The sequence below is a fragment of the Pseudoalteromonas sp. SS15 genome (genome assembly GCF_049257195.1).
Classification (GTDB): Bacteria; Pseudomonadota; Gammaproteobacteria; order Enterobacterales; family Alteromonadaceae; genus Pseudoalteromonas.
Window position 1 is genome coordinate 90,557 of record NZ_JBMMUD010000006.1, and the last position, 21,375, is coordinate 111,931.

The 21,375-nt window shown below is 40.5% G+C and carries 27 protein-coding genes; 12 read left to right on the forward strand and 15 right to left on the reverse strand.

Annotated features, from left to right (window positions below; all coding sequences use genetic code 11):
* Positions 1–193 precede the first annotated feature (193 nt).
* Complete coding sequence (locus AAEU28_RS13575; protein WP_421964621.1) at positions 194–679, forward strand: hypothetical protein; 486 nt, start codon at positions 194–196, stop codon at positions 677–679.
* Positions 672–875, forward strand: coding sequence for a helix-turn-helix transcriptional regulator (locus AAEU28_RS13580; RefSeq protein WP_421964622.1), 204 nt, complete (start codon positions 672–674; stop codon positions 873–875). Before AAEU28_RS13575 ends, AAEU28_RS13580 begins: the two co-directional genes overlap by 8 nt.
* Positions 876–885: 10 nt before the next feature.
* Here the strand turns inward: AAEU28_RS13580 and AAEU28_RS13585 are convergent, their stop codons facing one another.
* Together AAEU28_RS13585 and AAEU28_RS13590 are read right to left on the reverse strand one after the other, a co-directional pair.
* The gene (locus AAEU28_RS13585) at positions 886–1,455 is read right to left on the reverse strand and encodes a YbhB/YbcL family Raf kinase inhibitor-like protein (RefSeq protein WP_421964623.1); all 570 of its coding nucleotides are present in this window, start codon (positions 1,453–1,455) and stop codon (positions 886–888) included.
* Positions 1,456–1,489: 34 nt separating this feature from the next.
* Entirely contained in the window at positions 1,490–2,002 is a 513-nt protein-coding gene (locus tag AAEU28_RS13590; RefSeq protein WP_421964624.1) for a flavodoxin family protein, read from the reverse strand.
* Between the two features lie 155 nt (positions 2,003–2,157).
* On the opposite strand from AAEU28_RS13590, the gene AAEU28_RS13595 reads away from it, so the two are divergent.
* Positions 2,158–3,819, forward strand: a complete 1,662-nt coding sequence (locus AAEU28_RS13595; RefSeq protein WP_421964625.1) for an asparagine synthase-related protein — start codon at positions 2,158–2,160, stop codon at positions 3,817–3,819.
* Between the two features lie 44 nt (positions 3,820–3,863).
* Here AAEU28_RS13595 and AAEU28_RS13600 read toward each other — a convergent pair whose 3' ends face one another.
* The 4 genes from AAEU28_RS13600 to AAEU28_RS13615 all read right to left on the reverse strand — a co-directional run bounded on the left by AAEU28_RS13600 (position 3,864) and on the right by AAEU28_RS13615 (position 7,608).
* A complete protein-coding gene (locus AAEU28_RS13600; protein WP_421964626.1) occupies positions 3,864–4,241 on the reverse strand; it encodes a VOC family protein in 378 nt (125 codons plus the stop codon).
* 47 nt (positions 4,242–4,288) lie between these two features.
* Positions 4,289–5,617, reverse strand: a complete 1,329-nt coding sequence (locus tag AAEU28_RS13605; RefSeq protein WP_421964627.1) for an ABC1 kinase family protein — start codon at positions 5,615–5,617, stop codon at positions 4,289–4,291.
* A gap of 81 nt (positions 5,618–5,698) precedes the next feature.
* The gene (locus AAEU28_RS13610; RefSeq protein WP_421964838.1) at positions 5,699–6,220 is read right to left on the reverse strand and encodes a methylated-DNA--[protein]-cysteine S-methyltransferase; all 522 of its coding nucleotides are present in this window, start codon (positions 6,218–6,220) and stop codon (positions 5,699–5,701) included.
* Positions 6,220–7,608, reverse strand: a complete 1,389-nt coding sequence (locus tag AAEU28_RS13615) for a DNA-3-methyladenine glycosylase 2 family protein (protein ID WP_421964628.1) — start codon at positions 7,606–7,608, stop codon at positions 6,220–6,222. Before AAEU28_RS13615 ends, AAEU28_RS13610 begins: the two co-directional genes overlap by 1 nt.
* A 163-nt stretch (positions 7,609–7,771) precedes the next feature.
* On the opposite strand from AAEU28_RS13615, the gene AAEU28_RS13620 reads away from it, so the two are divergent.
* The 7 genes from AAEU28_RS13620 to AAEU28_RS13650 all read left to right on the forward strand — a co-directional run bounded on the left by AAEU28_RS13620 (position 7,772) and on the right by AAEU28_RS13650 (position 14,267).
* Complete coding sequence (locus tag AAEU28_RS13620; protein ID WP_421964629.1) at positions 7,772–8,620, forward strand: hypothetical protein; 849 nt, start codon at positions 7,772–7,774, stop codon at positions 8,618–8,620.
* 41 nt (positions 8,621–8,661) lie between these two features.
* The gene (locus AAEU28_RS13625) at positions 8,662–9,036 is read left to right on the forward strand and encodes a DUF4440 domain-containing protein (RefSeq protein WP_421964630.1); all 375 of its coding nucleotides are present in this window, start codon (positions 8,662–8,664) and stop codon (positions 9,034–9,036) included.
* Positions 9,033–9,449 carry a cupin domain-containing protein gene (locus tag AAEU28_RS13630; RefSeq protein ID WP_421964631.1) on the forward strand — a complete coding sequence of 139 codons (417 nt, stop codon included), beginning with the start codon at positions 9,033–9,035 and terminating at the stop codon, positions 9,447–9,449. Before AAEU28_RS13625 ends, AAEU28_RS13630 begins: the two co-directional genes overlap by 4 nt.
* Before the next feature lie 21 nt (positions 9,450–9,470).
* A complete protein-coding gene (locus AAEU28_RS13635; protein ID WP_421964632.1) occupies positions 9,471–9,674 on the forward strand; it encodes a DUF7661 family protein in 204 nt (67 codons plus the stop codon).
* Positions 9,675–9,785: 111 nt separating this feature from the next.
* Complete coding sequence (locus AAEU28_RS13640) at positions 9,786–11,684, forward strand: propionyl-CoA synthetase (protein WP_421964633.1); 1,899 nt, start codon at positions 9,786–9,788, stop codon at positions 11,682–11,684.
* Positions 11,685–11,787: 103 nt separating this feature from the next.
* Complete coding sequence (locus AAEU28_RS13645; RefSeq protein ID WP_421964634.1) at positions 11,788–13,413, forward strand: methyl-accepting chemotaxis protein; 1,626 nt, start codon at positions 11,788–11,790, stop codon at positions 13,411–13,413.
* Between the two features lie 191 nt (positions 13,414–13,604).
* Positions 13,605–14,267, forward strand: coding sequence for a hypothetical protein (locus AAEU28_RS13650; RefSeq protein WP_421964635.1), 663 nt, complete (start codon positions 13,605–13,607; stop codon positions 14,265–14,267).
* 63 nt (positions 14,268–14,330) lie between these two features.
* On the opposite strand, the gene AAEU28_RS13655 is transcribed toward AAEU28_RS13650, so the two are convergent.
* Complete coding sequence (locus tag AAEU28_RS13655) at positions 14,331–14,939, reverse strand: superoxide dismutase (protein WP_421964636.1); 609 nt, start codon at positions 14,937–14,939, stop codon at positions 14,331–14,333.
* A gap of 31 nt (positions 14,940–14,970) precedes the next feature.
* Positions 14,971–15,465: a hypothetical protein gene (locus AAEU28_RS13660; protein ID WP_421964637.1), complete on the reverse strand. Its 495-nt coding sequence runs from the start codon at positions 15,463–15,465 to the stop codon at positions 14,971–14,973.
* A 174-nt stretch (positions 15,466–15,639) separates the two neighbouring features.
* Between AAEU28_RS13660 and AAEU28_RS13665 the strand changes: the two genes are divergently transcribed.
* Positions 15,640–15,867, forward strand: coding sequence for a hypothetical protein (locus AAEU28_RS13665; RefSeq protein ID WP_421964638.1), 228 nt, complete (start codon positions 15,640–15,642; stop codon positions 15,865–15,867).
* 78 nt (positions 15,868–15,945) lie between these two features.
* Here AAEU28_RS13665 and AAEU28_RS13670 read toward each other — a convergent pair whose 3' ends face one another.
* Positions 15,946–16,710, reverse strand: a complete 765-nt coding sequence (locus tag AAEU28_RS13670; protein WP_421964639.1) for an isocitrate lyase/PEP mutase family protein — start codon at positions 16,708–16,710, stop codon at positions 15,946–15,948.
* A 330-nt stretch (positions 16,711–17,040) separates the two neighbouring features.
* On the opposite strand from AAEU28_RS13670, the gene AAEU28_RS13675 reads away from it, so the two are divergent.
* Complete coding sequence (locus AAEU28_RS13675) at positions 17,041–17,454, forward strand: VOC family protein (RefSeq protein ID WP_421964640.1); 414 nt, start codon at positions 17,041–17,043, stop codon at positions 17,452–17,454.
* A 20-nt stretch (positions 17,455–17,474) separates the two neighbouring features.
* Here the strand turns inward: AAEU28_RS13675 and AAEU28_RS13680 are convergent, their stop codons facing one another.
* The 6 genes from AAEU28_RS13680 to AAEU28_RS13705 all read right to left on the reverse strand — a co-directional run bounded on the left by AAEU28_RS13680 (position 17,475) and on the right by AAEU28_RS13705 (position 21,281).
* A complete protein-coding gene (locus AAEU28_RS13680; protein ID WP_421964641.1) occupies positions 17,475–17,894 on the reverse strand; it encodes an HIT family protein in 420 nt (139 codons plus the stop codon).
* An 11-nt stretch (positions 17,895–17,905) separates the two neighbouring features.
* Positions 17,906–18,742 carry a hypothetical protein gene (locus AAEU28_RS13685; RefSeq protein WP_421964642.1) on the reverse strand — a complete coding sequence of 279 codons (837 nt, stop codon included), beginning with the start codon at positions 18,740–18,742 and terminating at the stop codon, positions 17,906–17,908.
* Positions 18,743–18,795: 53 nt separating this feature from the next.
* Positions 18,796–19,227 (reverse strand): MarR family winged helix-turn-helix transcriptional regulator, encoded by a 432-nt coding sequence (locus tag AAEU28_RS13690; RefSeq protein ID WP_421964643.1) that lies wholly within the window; start codon positions 19,225–19,227, stop codon positions 18,796–18,798.
* A gap of 11 nt (positions 19,228–19,238) precedes the next feature.
* Positions 19,239–19,709, reverse strand: a complete 471-nt coding sequence (locus AAEU28_RS13695) for a glutathione peroxidase (protein ID WP_404395879.1) — start codon at positions 19,707–19,709, stop codon at positions 19,239–19,241.
* A 65-nt stretch (positions 19,710–19,774) separates the two neighbouring features.
* A complete protein-coding gene (locus AAEU28_RS13700) occupies positions 19,775–20,731 on the reverse strand; it encodes an endonuclease/exonuclease/phosphatase family protein (protein WP_421964644.1) in 957 nt (318 codons plus the stop codon).
* A gap of 118 nt (positions 20,732–20,849) precedes the next feature.
* The gene (locus AAEU28_RS13705; protein WP_390444141.1) at positions 20,850–21,281 is read right to left on the reverse strand and encodes an Lrp/AsnC family transcriptional regulator; all 432 of its coding nucleotides are present in this window, start codon (positions 21,279–21,281) and stop codon (positions 20,850–20,852) included.
* Positions 21,282–21,375: the final 94 nt, after the last annotated feature.

A 21,375-nucleotide genomic window follows, 5' to 3' on the forward strand; every position in this document is an offset into this window, starting at 1 on the left:
TTATTTTTCAAACTGATGGCAAAGCTGCATCTTGTATATGAGTCAGTCATGTTTTATTGAAATTACTTGTTTATTGGTACTTGAGTGCCAGCAAGAGATGCATATTTATACTTTACTCTTGACACCCTAGGGTATCAGTGTGTACCTTAGGGTTACACGTTGAGTGTTTAAAAATATCAACAAGGAGTTGAATATGGAAAAAGTTACAGTTTCTAACTCAGAAAGAGAACTTCAATATATTACTTGGCATGCTTACTTAGCGCTTGTGATGGGTCTACTTTTTTTCTCTGCGAGCTTAGAGTCATTTTTAGATTTTCAAGCATCTAAGTCTTTAACATTTGTTTATGGCATAGCAAAATTCGGCTTGTCAGTCTATTTCATTTACTTTATGTACAAAGTAATTACAACGATGTCTAGCATCAAAAGGCGTAATTTTTGGACTGCCAGTTTTGAAGATGAATACTTAAACCATCTGAATTTATTAGGGTTTAAATGGTCTTTCCATAGTGTGATTTTTGCTCTTTCACCTTTTCTATTTTCAAACATTTCTTCTTTTATTTCAGAGAGTTTTCCTGCTGATAGCATCTCTGCTAAGACACTTGCGACGCTAGTGATTGGGGTGATGTTTATATGCTATGCGTTACCTGTTTTATATGGGCTAAACAAATCAGATGAATGAACAATTAGACAATAATATTCATTCAGTACGAGTGCTAAATAAACTCTCACAGCAGCAGTTGGCTGATGCTGTGGGAGTCTCTCGTAAAACAATTAGTACTATTGAAACTGGTCGTTTTACACCGTCAGTGGTGATTGCTTTAAAAATAGCAAAATTTTTTGATATGCCTTTAGAGTCGTTATTTAAATTAAAGTGACGGACTTTAATTAATCTCGTTGAAAGGACACTTCAATACTCGCTTTGGCAAGCGTATTCGCATTTACCATATAACCGACAACGGCACTTTTAGTATTTTCAGACACATTAAGCGGCTTTGCTAACGCGAAAACGGTGAACTGATAGCGGTGCAGTCCATGTCCTTTTGGCGGGCAAGCACCGCCAAAATCATTACTGCCAAAATCGTTATTGATCTGTATCGCGCCTTGAGGCAATAGCGTATTACCTGATATTCCCACACCAGTTTTTAACTCAGTAGTATTAGCTGGTAGGTTTACAAGTTGCCAGTGCCACCAGCCACTTCCTGTTGGGGCATCTGGGTCATAAGCAAATACAGCATAAGCTTTGGTATCTTTGGGTGCACCAGACCAAGCAAGGTGAGGTGAGAGATTGTCGCCATCACAGCCAAAGCCTTGATAGACATGTTTCGAGCTTAGCGTTTTTCCAGCTTTGATATCGTTACTGGATAACTCAAAAGTATTTGCTTTTGCAATGCATGTCATTGAAAGTAAAAATGATACAGCTAAAGGCAGTGATAAAGAGATAAAGCGCTGATGCATCGGTATTCCTTTTGAAGATTGAAATGGGTACAAGCTACTTTAACAGTTGTGCAAAATTTATGATCTGCTGCTTTGGTAGGGTAAGTGCTTTATTGCAATCTAAATGTAAAAGCTCGGTCATGTGAATATCAAAATAGCTGAACACTTTTTCGAAGAAACCTGCAAAAACAGGGCAGACTTCTTTACTGGCAGAGGTTGTCAGTACAAATCCTTTTTTATTCTTAAGCCCTTTACCTATATGTTTAATCTCAGGGTTCTCTGTTAATTCTGTGATGCGGTCGATTAAACGTTTCATATTCGAAGTGACGCCGTGCCAGTAAACTGGAGAGGCAAAAACGATATTATCAGCCCATGAGAGCGCTTCAGCCATGTCGTAAAAGTCATCTCGACTATAAAAGTTGTGATAGTTGTAATCGGCATAATTATGGACGTCTAAATTAAAGTAGCGGGTATGGTTTTCATCTAATTGTGTTCGCACAGCTTGAGTCAGTTGATAGGTGTTGCCTGCTTGATTGGCGCTAGAGAAAAGTATGAGGGTATTTGCCATTGTTCGTTTCCTTTTAGTTTGAATGGCACGCAGCTTAAAAGCTCAACCTAACTTTAGGTAAAGGTGTTTTTTTAAATTTTTTGTCAGCTTGGTACGAAGCTTGAGTTTTATCTAATAACGAAAAGACAAGCTTACTAGATAACAAGGTGACCCTCATGGCTAAATTATTTGGAATTTATTGTGCATCGGGGCTGACGCAACAGCATGATTTTATTATTGAAAAATTCAAGTTGGAGGAAAAAAATCGTATCGACGGTCAGTTTAATTCAGTGCAAGAACGCGCCTTGTATATGGCGACACTCGACTATCAAACCTTCGGGCCAAGTGCTTTTTTGCAAACAGATTCGCAAATTGCAACGCTTGTTGGTCATCCGCTGCTGTCTTCAGATAGAGTTAGGGACTTAGATACCTTAAATAAAAACTACACCGATAAGATGTTGAAGTCATGTGAAGGGGTATTTTGCATGGCCCGCTACAATAAACAATCAAACTGCTTAGATATTGCGACAGACGCCCTAGGCATTCGTCCATTCTATTATATGTATTATGAAGGGGCGTTTATTTTTAGCACCCAGTTCAGCTTGTTAAAAGAGCTAGGCGTACCACTGACTTGTAATGAAGAAGGCATGATGGAATACGCGACATTAGGTTATTACCTGTTCGACCATACTCATTATCAAGAGATTTCATGTATTCAACCGGGTCATCGCGTGCAAGCGTCAAGTTTAGGTGTGCGCAAAACCCAATACTTTGATTGGTGTGAGTTGGCTAAAGCGGGTGAATATTATGAAGGCGCATTAGAAGGGCTTAAGCAAGACTTAGACAATAACGTTGATAAGTATCTTGGTAATGATAAACATGTTCTCACGACGCTTTCAGGTGGTTTAGATTCAAGACTGATTGCTTGTTTATTGAAGCGCCGCAATTTAGATATGTCAGCGCTCAATTTTTCTCAAGGTAGAACTCAAGATCTATACTGTGCGCAAGCTTTCGCTGATAGTCAGAACATCAAACTTGATGTGATCAAAGTTAAAGACACGCAAGCGAAAACGGTTGAAGACAGGCTCGGAAAGCATTGGCGCAACGGTGCTCACCCAGACTACTATCGTGTCACTCGCCCAGGGCTTTCTTGGTCCGGAAATGGCGGGAGTGTTGGCTTGGGTGTGATTTATTACTCTGAAAAAGTGTATCAAGCGGCGTTAACTCAAGATGTTGAACATCTAGCTGATGCGTATTTATCACAACAATTTGCGTATATTCCTAAGTCGATTATTCGCGGCGCTGAAGGCATGCAGGCAACGTTGAAAGCCAATATTATTCGTTCATTAAAGCAATTCGGTGATGTGCCGTTAGATAAAGCCTATTACTTATTCTTACTGTTGAATGATCAGCATCATCATCTGGCGATCCCATTCGATAAAGTTGACGATTACCAAATGGACTTCTGCCTGCCATTTTATTCATGGAAAGTGTTGCGCCATGTGCTGTCTCAGCCTATTTCACGGGTGAGAAAGCACCGTTTTTATCATGACTTTTTGCAGTATGCGTTTCCTGAAGCGCTAAGTGCCCCTTGGCAGGCTTATCCAGATCATATTCCTTGTACTTTGCCAAAAGAAGGCATAGATCAGTGGCAGATCAAACGTCCAAAACAATTTAACACGGCAAAAGTATATGGGCTTTTATTCAGCCTGATGTTCAGTCAGCACAAGCGCATGGTTAATATTCCGTCTTTTAGCGCCGTTGCTGTGCTTCATAGTTTGGGTTTAAAAGTCTATAACGACAAACTGAAAGTGGTAGAGAATATTTTGAAATGGTAGCTGAGTGAGCACTATCATGAAATTCAAAAATTAGCGTGTTAGCCCTAGTCTGGGTTAACGCGCCAAGGTGGATTTAACCTATTCTCGCCGGCCCAATAGAGTTTTATTTTATTATTAGACGGGTCATGTAATATGGCTTCACGCCATAAAAAACGTTCATCTGTAGGGAGTTGAGCAAACTCGATGCCTTTGTATTGCAGATTAGCAACCCACTCATCTAGCTGTTCGTGCTCAAAATAAATGGTGGTGCCGCTATTAAAATCGTTTTCGTTTAGAGAAAGAGAAAATGTCGCTTCGCCCTCTGGGCACATGAATCTTGCGTAGTGCGGTGTATCGACTATGAGTTTAAAGCCAAGTGTTTGGTAAAACTCTACGGCGATGGGCATATTTTTAACTGGCAATGTGACCTGATTTAAATTCACGGGGTAATCCTTTTTATTTAGGCGATTACCCCATGCTACACGCTGTATTATTTTTGAGCCAGTTTTGCCTGCTGTAAGAAATATTTATACAACTGTTGCACATTCACTTTGGCATTGAGTTTGGCGGCAATCAGGTAAAGCCCTGCCAGTTTTCGGTGTATAAATAGTGCATCGATGGGCGGAGAGTGCCATTTGGATTTATCTGTGCTCATCTCAAGTCCTTTGTCGCGAATTTGTTTGGCAAGGGGGCTTGCAGCAAAGTCATAGGCTTTATTTTGTCTAAGCGGTTCACAAGCAAGCATAAAAATATCCACGACTTTATGTTTGTATTCCAAGTCTATTTCAGAATTGAAGTAACCAATTTGCTCAGCAGCTGATGCCACTAAATTTCTATTTTCAGACATGGCGCCAGAAAAGAGCGCAAAGTAGCCGTTACATACTGATTGTGTGAGCTCTCGGGTTGCACCAAAGTCCAGTAATACGATTTTTCCCGTATCGGGCTGATAAAGATAATTGCCAAAATTTGGGTCGGTTTGCACAGTATTAAACTTCAAAAGCTCAAAGAAGAATAAATAAATTAAGTCGCTTGCAAGGGCATTACGTTGGGTTTGTGGCAAAGACACACAGGCTTCTAAATCGATACCTTCAACAAACTCCATACTCAGTATATGCTCAGTGGTTAAATCGTTAATCACTTTGGGTATTTTAAACTGCTCAAAGTTTTCTAGGTTCTCTTGATAGCGCTGTAAGTGACGCGCTTCAAGTTGATAGTCAGATTCGTCTAAAAGTTGCTGCTTTGCCTCAACAATAAGCGGCGCTATGTCGATATGCTTGGGTAATAAGCCACTCATTTTTAGAAGGCTTGCCAGATTATCGACATCGCTTTCTATGCTTTTTGCGATCCCTGGGTATTGAATCTTTACCGCTAATTTTTCGCCATTTTCTAGTGTGGCCTTATGGACTTGACCAATGGAAGCGGCGGCAAAAGGTTTTAATTCGATGTGTGAAAACTTGTCGAGCCAGTTATCCCCCCAATGCGATTTAAGTACACCAACTAATTGCTTGTGGGGCATGGCATGACCTTCGGATCTGAGCCTTGCCAATAACTTACTTAATTCGGGAGGTAAAACTTCACCTGAGTCCATAGATAAAAGTTGCCCCAACTTCATGGCCGCGCCTCTAAGCTGAGCGAGCTGTTCAGCCAGGTTCTCAATATTTTTGGGGGAGAGTATCAAGGATTGTTTATTAAGCTTTTCACCTTTGGCGACAGACTTAGCACTGTCTATTAAAACATTGCCTGCAACCTTTGAGGCGAGTAAGCCAAATTTACTGAGCCGAGAAAAACGAGACGTTGGAACTGATTTACTTTTATCCATACAAATGATTAAGCGCTTAAAATGCTAAACTTCTGTAATTACGATCTAAATGTAACTTTAGATCGTTCTATTCCTCTGAGACTAGCGTAAAAATTGCGTCTTATCTTGTCGAGTATGAATGACTTCATCCAGTACGAGTGGTTTGGCAAACCCTGATACGCCTTCGTGTGCCAGTAGCCATTGTTTTCGTTCAACCCCACCTGCATAACCGGTTAACGTGCCCGATGCGCCAATCACTCGGTGACAAGGTACAATCAGAGTTATTGGGTTTCTGCCGTTAGCCCCACCGACGGCGCGCACGGCTTTAGGATTGTTAAGCTGCTCTGCGAGCTGCAAATAAGAGTGAGTTTGACCAAATGGAATATCGCATAAAGCTTGCCAGACTGACTTTTGAAACTCAGTACCCACAGGGTCTAGGGGAAGATCAAAGTTTTGGCGAGTGCCCGCAAAGTATTCTTCGAGTTGCGTAATACATAGGGCGATGAGTTTTGACGGTACAACAGGCTCTTTATGCTCGCCACAGAAAATGAGCTGGCATATCCCTTCATCGGTTGCTTTTATTTCCATCATGCCAAGCGGGCTTTTGAAATAGTCACAAAACATCATAGTTTGTCCCAAAGTTGAAAAGTAAGGTAGCTGCGCCAAGGGGCGGCTTTTTCTGAGTCAAAATCAGCGTGTGCTTTTAGTGCTTTAATTACACCAAGATCGGTAGCGAGAAATATATCTGGGTCGCTTAAGCCGCGCATTTTCGCATAATTCGCTGTCCAAGGGCCTATTCCTTTGAGTGCCAACCAGTTATCTGGATTTTGCGCTTCAACGGGTTGGTTTTGAGTAAATTGAGCGAATCTTGTAATGGTTTTTTTTCGGCTTTCGGGCATTTTAAAAAATGCTAAGTCGCTTTGCGCAATGGCTTCGGGCGTCGGGAAGTACAGCACATCTTCACATTGAGCTTCTTGGTCATTGCTTTCTTTTTTACCTAAGATTTCAACCAGTTTTATCACTAAGTTTTTGGCAGCAGTCACCGATATTTGCTGACCCAAAATAGCACGCATACCCGCTTCGAACACATCCCAAATACCGGGCAAGCGTAACCCTGAGCTTATCAGTGTGTTTGTACCAAGCGCGTCAGTGAGATCTTGTTCTATTTGCTCAAGCTCGGCGTCTAAATCAAGCACGCGGCGAATATTACTGACCACAGGTTTGAGAACACGATTATCTTCAAGGCTAATTTCGACCAAAAATTGATGCTTCTCAGCTTGGTGGTGAGCGGTAAACTGCCCTCTAACACCCTGATAAATGAAGCTGCGGCCATAAAAGTTTTCGCCAATCCACTCTAGTCCAGGAATTAGCCTGGCAGATAAAAAACGCTGCATCTTTTGCCAATCAAATGGCGGACGGTACGACAGCTTTAAGGTCAGTTTTGCATTATTTTTATTTGTCTGTTTACGCATTTGAGTCGGAGTAAGTTTAAGCTGTTGTTTGAAGCAATCGTTAAAGCGGCGAATACTGTCAAAGCCACTGGCGAGCGCAATTTCAGTAATAGGCAAACTGGTTTGGTGCAGTAGTTTTTTGGCAAACAAACACTGCTGATAGAGTGCATACGTTTTTGGAGAAACGCCCATTTTCTCGTTAAATAATTTTCGTAAATATCGATCGCTGACGCCCAACCGTGTAGCGAGTTCAACAATAGAACCCGTTTGTAAAGCGCCTTCATCAATTAAACGAACAGCACGATTTAAGGTTGCACCATTGCCTTGCCAGGCCGCCGAACTTGGCGCGCTGTCAGGGCGACATCGCAAGCATGGACGATAACCAGCCTCCGCTGCCTGCACTGCATTTTTAAAATACTCTACGTTTTCTTCTTTTGGTGGCGATGCAGGGCAAATCGTTCTGCAATAGATCCCCGTGGTTTTGACCGCAATGAAGAACTTGCCATCAAAGCGGGGATCTCTTGAAAAACGGGCTTTTTGGCAGGTTTCGAGACTGAGCATAAGCGCTCCAATTAAATATGCTTGCAGTCATTATATGTAGATAGTGCCAGACTACTAGCCAAAAACGGCACTGAATGTAAAACCTGCTTTCACAGGTCATCTAAAATTAATTGAGTAGAGTATTGTTTTAAGAAAACTGAAACTGGGTGTTGTGAGGTGGCGATTGAAAATTATTTATGGTTTGGCATTTTTTATATTGGTGTTTTCTCAATACAGTCTGGCTGCTCTTTTAGCTCATACGAAAGCCGACTTCGTTGGCTTGTCAGAGCTCAACGAAGCGCAGCAAATTAAAGTGAAAAACTGGATAAATCACGGCTTAGTTGCAACTGAAAAAACGCTCGGGCCCTTAATACAAAAAAACGTACCAATATATTTGAAGCCACAATACTTTGCTTTTGAAGCTGTGCCTTGGGCCGAAGTCATTCGCGGCGAGCAAGATGGTATTGAGCTGCAATTTAGTCGATATGCGAGTCTTAAACAATTAAAAAACGACTGGACGCTGTATCACGAGTTAGCCCATTTATATCACCCGTTATTAAATTACGAAGACTTCTGGTTGAGTGAAGGTTTAGCGACTTTTTTGCAAAACCAAATCATGAAAGACAGCGGCGTTATTACTTATGACAATATGATGATGAGACTCAAAGCTGGGCTTGAGCGCGGACAATCTAACACCTATCGATTGTCTCATCTTACAGATGCGCGTTTAGCGAGTGTGAGTAGCAATATGTGGCAACTCAACGCTCAGCAGCGTGTTTATTGGAGTGGTGTGGCATTTTTTATTGAAGCACAATATCAAATCAAACTGCAGCAAGCCAAATATAAAACCATTGCTGAGCTGATCAAAGCTTATCAGGCCTGCTGTAAAGCGTCAGAGCAGCAATCGGGTCGTCAATTTTTAACGGAATTAGATAAGCTTTCAAAAACGGCGGTGTTTAATAACTTGTATTTAAAATATAAAAATCGGACTGACTTTCCCAAGTTGAAACAAAAACACTTCAATGCATTATGAGAATCTTTGCTAGACTTTTATAAGTTAGCAGGGGGAAAGATATGGATATTCTGATCACACAGGAAGTTGCACTCCATCAATACGAAGTGAGACAAAACGTCAGTAAAGTTACGCGTCTTCTCCACCCTGAGTTCGTTGAGGTTGGGGCTTCAGGCAAACGTTACGATCTTCAGGGTATTTTAGAAATGCTCGCTTTTGAACCCTATGAAGCGGGTTTTGTGCATTCTCAAAACTTTCAATGTATTACAGTTGGGCATGATTCAAGGTTACTGACCTATGAAGCAGCTTGGGTTTATGAAGACGGAAAAGTCGATGCTTTTTCAAGACGGGCTTCACTCTGGCAACAAACCGAGATAGGCTGGCAATTAAGATATCATCAAGGAACGTCTTGCGACGCGTTTGAATTAATAAAATGAAAAATAGCTTTTTGGCCCTGTGCTTACTCCCTCTTTTTGCTTGTGTATCCACTGAGCAAATCAAAAATGAAATCAAGGTGGTTGAAGTTGTAAAATCCTCAAATAGCTGGAATGGCACTAAGCTACCACATTACCCGCAAGGTCAGCCTGAAGTGACTGTGTTATGCATTACTATTCCAAAAGGCGTAACCTTACCTATGCACCAACACCCAGTTATTAACGTAGGTGTGTTATTAAAAGGTGAGCTCACTGTAAAAACGCAAAAAGGAGAGACGTTACTGATGAAAGCGGGCGACCCCATTGTAGAAGTGGTCGATACATTGCATTTGGGGACTAGTACAGGCACAGAGGATGCTGAGATCATGGTATTTTACGCAGGTGTAAAAGATAAACCGTTAACGATTAAGCGCTGAGGTATCACATGCAGTATCAATGTGTTTGGCACCTTAATGTCGGTTCGAAGAGAATCTGAACAGTGGCGACTTTATAAAGAATCGCAAACTGGCATACGAAGTCGAGTATATGATGTCGTTATTCCTGATTATTTAACAGCCTCAGAACTTAGAGGCTATCTTGATGATATTTATCATGAATATTCAAGTGAGCGTTATCCTAAAGTTGAGCAACTCAACCTTTAATTTGGGTAAATCGACTAAAGTCTAGTGTCCTTTAACGTCAGCGTAAACTAGCGTGAGAGTGTAAAGACCATAAATTAACCAAGGTTATTTGGCGAAATTAAAGGCACTATTATGACAACAACAAACATAAACTATCAGTCTTACTATCAAGACTTTCAACAGGACCCAGAGGCGTTTTGGCTTAAACAAGCACAAAAGCTGAAGTGGCATACACTGCCGACTCAAGGTGTCAGCCAATGCTATGAGCAACTTGACCATTGGTTTGCAGATGGTGAGCTAAACACCTGCTATTTGGCACTCGATCATCATATTGAACAGGGGCGAGGCGAGCAGTTAGCACTTATTTATGACTCACCAGTCACTGAGCAAAAACAAACATACACCTATAACCAACTTCATGAAGCGGTCAGCTTGTTTGCTGGTGGCTTAAAAAACTTAGGGGTAGAAGCGGGCGATCGCGTGGTGATTTACATGCCGATGATCCCCGAAGCGTCTATTGCTATGCTAGCCTGCGCCCGAATTGGCGCCGTTCATTCAGTGGTATTTGGTGGTTTTGCCCCACGTGAACTCGCTATGCGTATAGACGATGCTAAACCTAAACTTGTGCTTACTGCATCTTGTGGTGTTGAGCCCAGCCGCATAATTGAATACAAGCCAATGCTAGACGAAGCACTCGAACTTGCCGAGCACAAAGTAGATCATTGCGTGGTTTTCCAACGACCACAAGCCCAAGCTCAGTTACAAGATGGGCGAGATTTAGACTGGCTAGCCATTCTTGAAAAAGCGCGTCCAACAGATGCCGTACCACTCCCTGCAACTCACCCGCTTTATATTCTTTATACTTCTGGCACCACAGGCACTCCAAAAGGCGTTTTACGTGAACAAGGCGGTCACGCGGTGGCACTTAATTACAGCATGCAAACCGTGTATGGCATGCAGCCAGGGCAAGTATTTTGGGCAGCTTCTGACATAGGGTGGGTCGTCGGCCACTCATATATTGTATATGGGCCGTTGATTTACGGCTGCACCACGGTTTTATACGAAGGTAAGCCCGTATTTACACCAGATGCTGGCGCATTTTGGCGAGTGGTAGAAGAATATAAGGTGAATGCGTTATTTAGTGCGCCAACGGCTTTCAGAGCAATTAAAAAGCAAGATCCAGATGCCGATCTATTGGCTAAATATGATGTGTCTAGTTTAGAAAGGTTGTTCTTGGCGGGCGAAAGACTGGACCCTGCAACCTATGAATGGCTACAAGAAAAAACCGGCCTCCCAGTGATAGATCACTGGTGGCAAACGGAAACAGGGTGGGCAATTGCTTGTAACCCAGTGGGTATTGAGCAACTACCAACCAAAGCGGGCAGTGCGACTGTCCCAACACCTGGCTATCAAGTTCACATTCTTGATGTGGATGGCAGTCAATGCGAAGCGAATGAACAAGGTGTGGTTGCAGTAAAATTACCACTACCACCGGGCTGTTTAACTACAATTTGGGGCAACGCTGAACGATTTAAACAAAGCTACCTATCTCAATATAAAGGCTATTATTTATCGGGTGATGGCGGCTATATCGACGAAGATGGCTACTTGTTTATCATGGGTCGAACCGATGACGTGATTAATGTGGCGGGCCACCGTTTATCAACCGGTGAAATGGAAGAAGTGGTTGCGGCGCATCCAAGTGTGGCTGAGTGTGCGGTGTTTGCCAGTAAAGATAACTTAAAAGGACAAGTGCCCGTTGCTATGGTGGTAACGAAAGAAGGCTGTACCAAGCAAGAAGATGAAATTGCTGATGAGATCCGCGCCTCTATTCGTGCTCAAATCGGTGCCATTGCCTGTTTGCAAACCATTCAGGTCGTAGAGCGCTTACCTAAAACTCGTTCAGGCAAGATACTGCGCAAAAACCTACGACAATTGGTCGATGGCGAGCAAATTCAAGTTCCTTCGACAATTGAAGATCCATCCGTGATTGAAGAAATACAAGCTCAGTGGGTTTCTCTAAATAGTTAAATTATCAAAGTCTTTTAAAAAGGAGGTTTTAATAACCTCCTTTTTTGCGCCCAGCTAGATCATGGTCAATACTTAGTCAAAATAAAATTCGTGCTCATTGACTATGTTAAACACATTAACCGTCCAATCTAGACTCATTATGCTTGCATGTCTGCCTATTATTTTATTTATAGGTGCGACGATTTTTACTTTAAAAGAAGTCAAAATTATCATTCATGATTTGGATGAGTTATACGACCTTCGTGTTGTTCCAATGCAAGAAATCAAAGTTGTCTCTGACGATTATGCGGTGATTATTGTCGACACATTCCACAAGCTCAGAGGTGAGGCCGTCACTAAAGAGCAAGCCATAACTGATATTTTAAAAGCACAAGAGATAGCTCGGAAAAATTGGCAGCTTTATCTAAAAAATGTGACAAGTGCAGAAGAAAAAAGCTTAATCAGCAAAGCTGAGCAGCAACGTGGAGAAGTTGATCAACTAATTGAACAATATTTATCAGAGATAAGAAACAATACTTTTAGCTCAAAAGATTATGCATTGTTTATAAATGAACTTTACAGCACCTTTGACCCGCTTAGTGAGAGTTTTAACGACTTAATTAACTATCAAGTAAAACAAGCTCAACTGCTAAAAATTGAAGGTGACAAGGAAGCTGAGAAGGTTGAGTTTTCACTTATTGCTTTGTCTGTAGTTATTGTATTTGTAATGTTGTCTATCGGTTTTCTAATTTATAAAAGCATAAATTCGCCTCTTACAAAAATGGGTCAAACCATAGAACAAGTTGTCAGAGATATCGATTTAACTTTACGCGTTGAAGATAAAGGGAGTGATGAGTTTAGTAAAATAGCGATAGACTTTAATATGATGATGGATAAATTTCATGCCATGTTAAGTAAAATCTCATCGGCCATTGAATCCTTGTCCGGCTTATCTGGTCAAGTCGCTAAATCTGGTGAGCAAATGGCATCTTCGGCTTTAGAGCAAGAGCAGCAAACCGCAATGATTGCACAAGCAATTACTGAAATGAGCTCAGCCATTGCTGAAGTATCAGAAAGTGCATCACGTACCGCAACACATGCTGAAGATGCTGAAAATTTATCAATTGAAGGGCAAAAAACCATTGAAGAGAGTATTGGTGCAATTCATGAACTCGCTGAGTTAGTGGTAAATAACGCTCAGCTAATTAATGAATTAAACAATCAAACTACCGAAATCAATCAAGTTGTGATGATGATCCAAGGCGTTGCTGAACAAACTAATTTATTAGCCCTGAATGCAGCCATTGAAGCTGCGAGAGCGGGAGATTCAGGGCGAGGGTTTGCGGTTGTTGCGGACGAAGTAAGAACGCTGGCACATAACACTCAAAAGGCCACTGAGAATATTAAAGAGATGATCAGTAAGCTGCAAACTAAAGCTAATAATGCGGTCTCAGCAATGGCTGATGCCGAGAATAGGGCTTCAAAAAGTGTAGAAATGGCTGAGCACTCTTCTCAAAAGATTCAGGCTATTAGTAGTTCAGTGAGTGAAATTGCATCGATGAATATTCAAGTTTCAACGGCCACGGAAGAACAAACATCTGTTACGAGCGAAATGTCTAACTCTATTGAAGTTTTTAATTTAAGCATTAATGAAATCTCAATGAGTGCCCAAAATAATTCAGTTTCAGGTGAAGAGCTGTCAGATATGGCTGAGCAATTAAAGCAAGAAATAAAACAATTCAAAGTTTAAAAGCATAGATCTTAGTGTCACGGCAAAAAACAAAATATAAAAGTTTGCAGCAGGAAAGTTATTGCCTCTACATGACGACTTGAGCTCGTTTTTCAGTGCTTTGCTGATGATTTTACATGGTATAAAGTTTGCTAACTTTATCTGAGTACTCATTTTTAAATTCAGTCTTACGCTCAGATTTAGGGATAGCAATGAAAATTCATACCAGTATGTATACTGATCCAAGCTTTAACCAAGCACATTCGGCCTCACAAAAAAACAGTCTAAACCAGTATGACTCGTTTGCTAATCAATTGAATAAATTAAATAAAGCTGAAGAATATCAACCGCAATCTGCCGTTGCTCTTTTAACAAAAAATCTACCCTTGTCAGAACAAGCAAAAGAACTCTATAACATAGCCAAAGACAAGGCCTCTGAGCGAGTAGATGATACGTTAAGTGACAGAGAGCGCTCTATCGAAACTTATAAAGAAACCATGATAGAGATAATGGAAATGCCAATTGATGTAGAAATATTACCTTCAGAAATCAATGAGGCACTTATCTTCAATAATTTAGGTATTAATTATCTTGATTATAAAGAGCTAAAAGTGCGCATGGAAATGCTATCGTTGACAGATCAAGATATGGACGAAGACTCAGCATTACATCGCTCTGATAAAGAGAAGTTAAGAAATATGACCGCTGATTTAAGCGCGCAACTACAACTGCAAATTGATAATTTGCTGGCTGGCAAAGACAGGCCAGATGAAGAAAACCAACGGCTTAATTTTAGTAACCAAATCAATACGCAATTTGAAGATCTCGGTCTGAATGATGTTGATAAATTTGATTTGCTAAAAAGAATGGTGTGATGAATGAGTGCTTCAGGTTAAATGACTTGAAGCACATAGCATATTAAATTTGCAATGCTTATACTAAATCGCTGCTAAGTATCTGCGCTCTACGTCGACCCAATTAATGACATTGAAAAAGGCATTTATATACTCTGGGCGGCGATTTTGGTATTTCAAATAGTATGCATGTTCCCATACATCTAAGCCTAAAATAGGCATTAAATTATCCATTAGTGGACTGTCTTGATTGAGTGAACTGGTTACTTGTAGCTCACCTTGCTCGTTCACAACCAACCAAGCCCAGCCGCTACCGAAACGTGTGAGTGCAGCTTTGATGAACAGTTCTTTGAAAGTATCAAAGTTGCTAAATGTTTTATTGATATCATCAGCCAGTTTGCCTTCATGTAACTGCCCACCGTTCTCAGACATCACTTCCCAAAATAGACTGTGATTATGATGCCCACCAACATGGTCCCTCACTGCACCTTGAAGAGAGGCTGGTAGAGTTTGAATATTTCTTAATAACCACTCGTCACTTTTCTCAGCAAACTCAGTGCCTGCAAGCGCTTCGTTGGCTTTATTTACATAGGTTTGATGATGCAAAGCGTGGTGAATTTCCATGGTTTTTGTATCAATGTGTGGCTCTAATGCATCATATTGATAATTTAGTTTTGGCAGTGTGAATGGCATTAAGCACTCCTTCGGTTTTGATAGATATAAATTAGTGATAAGTCAGCGATGTGACGGAATAGGGTTCAGAGATTTTTTCTAGCTTGTTCAGCAAACTTGGTGATTGAGCAAGGTGTTTTCGAATTGCAAATGAATGATGCTGTAGCTGAGACAAATGTTTTGAAAACAAATAGTGATTTTCATCTTCAGTTGTATTCATCAAGCAGTGGGCGCAATCACACACTACGTTATAACCTTCAACTAAAAAATCACACGCGGTGCTATGCTTTCCTTGAGCCATAGAAGAATCGACTAAATTCAAATAAGACACAATCAGAGCGGGCACAAATTGATCAATAACCCAAGATGTAGGTGGCGGTGTATTTGAAGTTATGAAACCACCAATATCAGCTAAGTATTCTAAGCTATCTTGGTATAATTTGTCCGCGGTAATATAGCGATTGTTTTCGAATGCGTTGTTACCCTCGCATATTGTATTTTGCCAAGTAAGCATAGCCTGTTGGATCAGCGTGTTATTGGTATCCATAAGTAAAATATAAAATGCAATTGAAAATGATTGTTATTTATATTTGATCTTTTCAGCTTTATTGTCAAAGTGAAAATACTCATAGGGCATAAATTTATATGTAATAACTTGAATTAAAGGAGGAAGAGCACAATTAAGTTGATTATGTATTAGTCATAATCTTGGTAAGTTAAAATGGATTTTTTAACCATTGGGTTAGGTGTTTTAATTATTTTACTGTTTATTTTCTTTGGAAGAAGCGCGACAAAGTGGGCAAAGAAAATGCCCAAAGGTGCCTATTTATTTATGGCGCTCATGCCGCTGATTTCATTGTTTCCAATTCCACCACCGGCATTTAAAAACGTGGCTAAAGCAAAGCAAGAACAACCAAAACGTAAAGAAGATAACGGCGATGATAAATAGCAGAGTCAAGTGTATTTGCACTATTTTAAGATCATTCGCCTTGCCGCTAGTCTTCAGAGTATAACGAAGATTAACAGTCTATTTGACAGAGCTCAGAGGCTTAAACGAACCTTGTTGTTTAATAGATAACAGAGTATTTTCTAAATGGGCGAGCATATTATCGTAAACAAAATTACCCATTGAAATACGTTTAACACCGAGTTGTTGCAGTTGGTCAAAACTTACAAGCTCTGGCATGCACATGACATTAAGTGGCAAAGAGCAGTTAGCAACGATTTTACTGATATCATCAGTAGCCGTTAAGCAAGGTAAGAAGATACCATCCGCCCCAGCGTCTTCGTATAGGCTAATTCGTTCGATTGTTTTTGGCAATGCAGTGGCTGCATCAACGATGTAAGTATCTGATCGAACATTGATAAACATCTCAATATTTGCGTCATTTAAAAGCGCTTTAATTTGTGACAGTTTCTCACTGAAATCATGCTTATCGACTAAAGTTCTGCGGTCATTGATTAATTGGCTGTCTTCGATGTTAATACCAACCACACCTAACTTTGCCAGTTTTGCAATGTGCTCGACAATCTCTTTAGGCGTGTCAGCATAACCCGCTTCTATATCCACACTAAGTGGTAATGTGGTCACTTCTGATATTTGTTTTACCACCATCAATAACGTTTCAAAAGAGATAACTTGTCCGTCAGTTTTACCAAAAGATTTTCCAATTGCCGCACTTGATGTGCCGATTGCCTGATAGCCAAGTTTTTCAGCAATAACAGCGCTCGCTGCATCCCATACATTACAAAGTATAAGTGGATTTTCTTGCTGATGTAGTTCTTTAAACATAATGAATTCCTAGTGAGATTTTAGTTAACGAGGTAAATATTAAATTTAAAGAGAGATTTTTACTCGACAGTTTCGGAACTGAACGTTCATATTCTTAGCTTTTAGCTTTTAGCTTTTAGCTTTTAGCTTTTTCTACTCATCAATTTTATCAATGGTATCAATCAGAAAATTTGCACTTTACCTCAAGTTAACTTGAGCTTTTAAAGTGGCTTCATCAAATCAACAGACAAGAAAATTATCAAAGGATGAAGACAATGAAGCACACAAAAATAATCGAAAGAATCACGCAACTTTTTAACGCAACCATGGCTAATAAGTAAGGAGCGCATTATGTATTTAGAACACGTCAATTTAGTCGTCAGCAATATCGAACGTTCACTCAAGTTTTATCAGGCAGCATTTCCACATTGGTTTATTCGCAGCAAAGGGGAGGGAGAATGGTACGGAAAACAGCGTACGTGGGTACATTTTGGCGATGACTATCATTATTTAGCCATGAGCGACCACGGTGTGGGTGACAACCGTAGGCTTGAAGGGCATCAAGTGGGTCTCGCGCACTTTGCGTATGTTGTTAAGAATATCGAGGCGCTTGCAAAAAGAATGTTAGCGGCCGGGTTCGAGATAGATAAGACAGGCAGTGACCATCCATTTAGAAAAAACCTGTATTTCATTGACCCAGACGGGTTTGAAGTGGAGTTTGTAGAGTATTTATCTGATTTACCGAATGAACGAAACTCAGATTAATTTTGTGTAAAAGGCATATGTTATATATATGCCTTAATTTTCTCCGCGACTTTTTCTATATGCTCTGGTTCAGCCTTCACTTCAGCGTGGACTTTTAAGCCGTGCAATGAACCAGGAATGATATGAAAGTGAAAGTGTGGCACAGTTTGGCCTGCGGCATTGCCATTATGCTGCACAATTGAAGTCCCTTGTACGTTTAATGCTTGCTCAACGGCCTTACCTACTTTCTGTACTGTTTTCATACAAGCTAGAGCGGCTTGATCTGTGAGATCGTAAATCGTTGTAGCAGCTTGTTTTGGAATAACCAGAGCATGCCCTTCTTTTTGTGGCATGATATCCATAAAAGCAAGCGTGTAGTCGTCCTCAAATAATTTAATGCAAGGGGCTTCGCCTTTTAAAATCTTCGCAAAGATATTATTTGCTTGGTATTGATCATTCATTTTTGCCTCGGTTACGTCACAGGATTGTAATCTTGCTGTTTTTTATCACGCGAATACTTAGAATTTATTACAAGTAGATGCGGTAAATGGATCACCAAGCATTGCGAGGCTATGTAAACCATCCAGTTAAGGTATCTGACTTGCGGATAAACCCCTTCGCCTTGATTACCATAAATCCAAAAATTGCCGATGATGGCATCGGCAACAGCAGCCAGAATAAAGCCAATGCCAACCAGTAACTCGCCTTTTGATGCTTTTAAACCGCCGCAAGATAAGATAAAGGCAAGGCCAGTAAAACCAACAACGCCAATCAGCATGGCATAAATACCGGTGCTAATTGTGATAAACCAACCCGTGTCAGGAAGATGCATCATCACCATAGAAAGCACTCCGACCACACTTCCCGCAACCACAGGGTATCTGATAAAACGTTTATCTATGGTGTTTAATTCGATGGCACGAAAACCAGCGAGTAAAAGTAGGGTGTAGCCGGGTAAAAAGAAGAATATAGAGTCGACTAAATAGTCATGTTTGATGACGCTTTCATACCGATAGAAGGTTTCGGGGAGATTGAAGTTAGTCACATCGCCTAGAAGGCAAAAGCAAAGCGCTAAAAAACTGAGCCATGCGATTTTTATGAAGGCCCTGTCATTCGTGCTGCCAACAACCCATCGCTTTACCATTAAACTATTAATGAGCAATGAAATCAAAACCACACTCTCAATGGTTAAGATGATGTCTCTCTCATAACCTTCAATTGACCAAAAGCCTAATAATGCACCTATTGCATCAATGAGTGCCAAGCTAAAAATTATGCAAGATATGCGAACAAGTATCACACTCTTCATCAAGTGTCCTTTTGCCATTTCTTCTCGTGTTTTTTATTTAACCTGAGCTTTGGTTAAGCTAACTTATTGATGAGCTCGTCTAATAAGCTTTTCAGTTGCTTAGCTTTTTCAATATCAATTTGGCTATTCTCTAGCAATTGCATAGGAATACAAGCGACTTCGCTTTTTAATGCGTGCCCTTTTTCCGTTAGTTTAATGATCACTTTACGTTCATCAAACTCACTTCTTGCTCTTTCGACTAATTCGGCGCTCTGCATTCTTTTCAGTAGCGGTGTTAAGGTATTACTACTGAGCATGGCTTTATCACCGATATCACTCACCGTTAAGCCATCTTGCTCCCACAGGATCAACAAAACGATATATTGCGGATAAGTCAGACCATGGGCTTCAAGTAAAGGCTGGTAAAGACGTGTCACCAGCCTAGATGCGGCATAAAGCGGAAAGCACAACTGATTTTCTAATTTAAGTAAATCATCGGTTTGCATTTGCGCACTCTCTACAGAAGCTTTTCAATCTTTTTAGCAATTGCTTGCGGTTTTGTCACAGGCGCAAATCGGCTCTCAACTTCACCATGACGATTAATCAAAAACTTTGTGAAGTTCCACTTAATATTTTTGCCAAAGAAGCCTGTTTTCTTAGACTTTAAATACTGAAAAACTGGGTGCGCGTTTTCACCATTTACATCAACTTTTTCGCTGATCAAAAAGTCAACGCCATAGTTAATCAAGCACCCTTGCTGAATGGTACTGGCATCACCTGGCTCTTGATTACCAAATTGGTTACAAGGAAAACCGATGATCACAAGCCCTTTGTCTGCGTATTCTTCGTGAAGCTTTTGTAAACCTTCATATTGGTAAGTAAAGCCACATTCACTTGCGGTATTAACGATTAATACGACCTTATCTTTAAAATCAGAGAAGTTGATTGGTTTGCCTTGTAAGCTTGTCGCTTTTAAATCATAAAACATAAATTAAGCACTTTTTTATTTGAACTGTGCAAGACTATATCGTGCGCGATATAAAAGGTCAAACACTAATCAACTAATAATATTTTGTAATCTAATGCTAGATGATCGCTACCCGGTAGGGAGTGGGTTTTGAATTGAGAGACTTTAATGTTGTTACTCGTTAAACAATGATCAATCGGTAAACCGGTTAACCAAGCATAAGGATGTAGGTATTTAGAAGCATGCCAAGATGCATACATGCCAGTTTGTTGATAGCACGGGGTGAGTTGATGATGACGTGGAAAGTGATTTGACCAAGGAGTGGTATTAAAGTCACCGGCCACTAGAATATGTTTATTTTTAGCAAGCTCAACTAAGGGTTGAACACTGCCCAATAACACATTGCGCTTTTGCCATTTATCAGGAGTACGTGGTGAGGGTGGATGCAATAAAATGAGATCGAGTTTTTGTTTTGGCAATTGCAAAGTCAGAGTAATAACCGTGCCTTTCTTAGGTAATATTTTATGTTTTTTAATATTAGTAAGCGGGTATTTACTAATTACCCCCATCCCGTCAGGAAAGCCATCATAATCCCCGTTACCAAACTTATAACGCTTAGCTGCTATTTCTAAAAAGAGTGGCTTTTGTTCTTGGTTAAACTCGTAAAAAAGATATAAGTCAGCATCGAGCGAGTTCAGCTCTTCAACAGCAGTTCTTAGCACTGGGTTGTAGTAACTTAAGTTTGCCTGCACGATGTGCAGTTTGGGGGGCTCGTCTAAATATTTCGCTTCTAATGGTTGTGCCTTACTGAACCACCAAAGGTGGCTACTGGCAAAAAATGCGATTGAGAGAACGGCTGATACCGTGCCAACTTTGACTGACTTTAGCAGCAAAGGAATACTAAAAAACAGCGCTAATATAAAAAAATGAAGTTGAAAGTTACTCAGTAAATCGAGCAGGTAATACTCGCCACTTAATGCCACTAAAGGCAGTAAGATCAGCAGGAGTAATATTAGCTCAATCAGCAGTAAAATGAATAACAATGCATCACCAAGTCGCGTTTCTAATTAGCTAAACTTTAGTCTAGGTGGCACAAAAATGAGAAGTTTTTCTCGTTTGGTAATTAATATGAACGCTTATTCTTAGTGACTTTTTAGGGCATTAACCTGCTCGGTTATCAATCCACTCACTCATTACTACATGGGTTTTTATCTTCACAAAATCAGGCTGGGCGTCGAGGTGTTCACGAATTTCATGTAAGCGCTGCATTGATTCTGCTTGAACAAAAACCAATAAATCCATATCACCGGTGATCCCACGACAAGTCACTACTTCTGGAATAGCCTGAAACAAAGGCACGACTTCAGAACAACGCGCACATTGGTGCTGAATTTCAAAATAAGCAGACACACCAATTTTTTGAGACTCACTCAGTAACACTTGGTAGCCTCGAATAACGCCATTTTGTTCGAGCTTTTTAATTCTTTCGGTGACGGCAGAGCGTGAAAGACTCACGGTATCGGCAATGGCCGAGACGCTTTGGCGCGCATTCTTTTTTAATTCAGCAATGATCTGTTTATCGAACTTATCCACTATAAAGCACTTTTTGAGAATTCTAGTCAGGTAAGAATTTTACACTGCCCGAATTTTTATGAAAGTGATATTGCAAGGACTGAATTCGATTAAC

Excerpts from the sequence above, each read along its gene's own strand:
- AAEU28_RS13575 (WP_421964621.1), top strand. The coding sequence starts at position 194 with ATGGAAAAAGTTACAGTTTCTAACTCAGAAAGAGAACTTCAATATATT.
- AAEU28_RS13580 (WP_421964622.1), top strand. The coding sequence starts at position 672 with ATGAATGAACAATTAGACAATAATATTCATTCAGTACGAGTGCTAAAT.
- AAEU28_RS13585 (WP_421964623.1), bottom strand. The coding sequence starts at position 1,455 with ATGCATCAGCGCTTTATCTCTTTATCACTGCCTTTAGCTGTATCATTT.
- AAEU28_RS13590 (WP_421964624.1), bottom strand. The coding sequence starts at position 2,002 with ATGGCAAATACCCTCATACTTTTCTCTAGCGCCAATCAAGCAGGCAAC.
- AAEU28_RS13595 (WP_421964625.1), top strand. The coding sequence starts at position 2,158 with ATGGCTAAATTATTTGGAATTTATTGTGCATCGGGGCTGACGCAACAG.
- AAEU28_RS13605 (WP_421964627.1), bottom strand. The coding sequence starts at position 5,617 with ATGGATAAAAGTAAATCAGTTCCAACGTCTCGTTTTTCTCGGCTCAGT.
- AAEU28_RS13610 (WP_421964838.1), bottom strand. The coding sequence starts at position 6,220 with ATGTTTTGTGACTATTTCAAAAGCCCGCTTGGCATGATGGAAATAAAA.
- AAEU28_RS13615 (WP_421964628.1), bottom strand. The coding sequence starts at position 7,608 with ATGCTCAGTCTCGAAACCTGCCAAAAAGCCCGTTTTTCAAGAGATCCC.
- AAEU28_RS13625 (WP_421964630.1), top strand. The coding sequence starts at position 8,662 with ATGGATATTCTGATCACACAGGAAGTTGCACTCCATCAATACGAAGTG.
- AAEU28_RS13630 (WP_421964631.1), top strand. The coding sequence starts at position 9,033 with ATGAAAAATAGCTTTTTGGCCCTGTGCTTACTCCCTCTTTTTGCTTGT.
- AAEU28_RS13640 (WP_421964633.1), top strand. The coding sequence starts at position 9,786 with ATGACAACAACAAACATAAACTATCAGTCTTACTATCAAGACTTTCAA.
- AAEU28_RS13645 (WP_421964634.1), top strand. The coding sequence starts at position 11,788 with ATGTTAAACACATTAACCGTCCAATCTAGACTCATTATGCTTGCATGT.
- AAEU28_RS13650 (WP_421964635.1), top strand. The coding sequence starts at position 13,605 with ATGAAAATTCATACCAGTATGTATACTGATCCAAGCTTTAACCAAGCA.
- AAEU28_RS13655 (WP_421964636.1), bottom strand. The coding sequence starts at position 14,939 with ATGCCATTCACACTGCCAAAACTAAATTATCAATATGATGCATTAGAG.
- AAEU28_RS13660 (WP_421964637.1), bottom strand. The coding sequence starts at position 15,465 with ATGGATACCAATAACACGCTGATCCAACAGGCTATGCTTACTTGGCAA.
- AAEU28_RS13665 (WP_421964638.1), top strand. The coding sequence starts at position 15,640 with ATGGATTTTTTAACCATTGGGTTAGGTGTTTTAATTATTTTACTGTTT.
- AAEU28_RS13670 (WP_421964639.1), bottom strand. The coding sequence starts at position 16,710 with ATGTTTAAAGAACTACATCAGCAAGAAAATCCACTTATACTTTGTAAT.
- AAEU28_RS13675 (WP_421964640.1), top strand. The coding sequence starts at position 17,041 with ATGTATTTAGAACACGTCAATTTAGTCGTCAGCAATATCGAACGTTCA.
- AAEU28_RS13680 (WP_421964641.1), bottom strand. The coding sequence starts at position 17,894 with ATGAATGATCAATACCAAGCAAATAATATCTTTGCGAAGATTTTAAAA.
- AAEU28_RS13685 (WP_421964642.1), bottom strand. The coding sequence starts at position 18,742 with ATGAAGAGTGTGATACTTGTTCGCATATCTTGCATAATTTTTAGCTTG.
- AAEU28_RS13690 (WP_421964643.1), bottom strand. The coding sequence starts at position 19,227 with ATGCAAACCGATGATTTACTTAAATTAGAAAATCAGTTGTGCTTTCCG.
- AAEU28_RS13695 (WP_404395879.1), bottom strand. The coding sequence starts at position 19,709 with ATGTTTTATGATTTAAAAGCGACAAGCTTACAAGGCAAACCAATCAAC.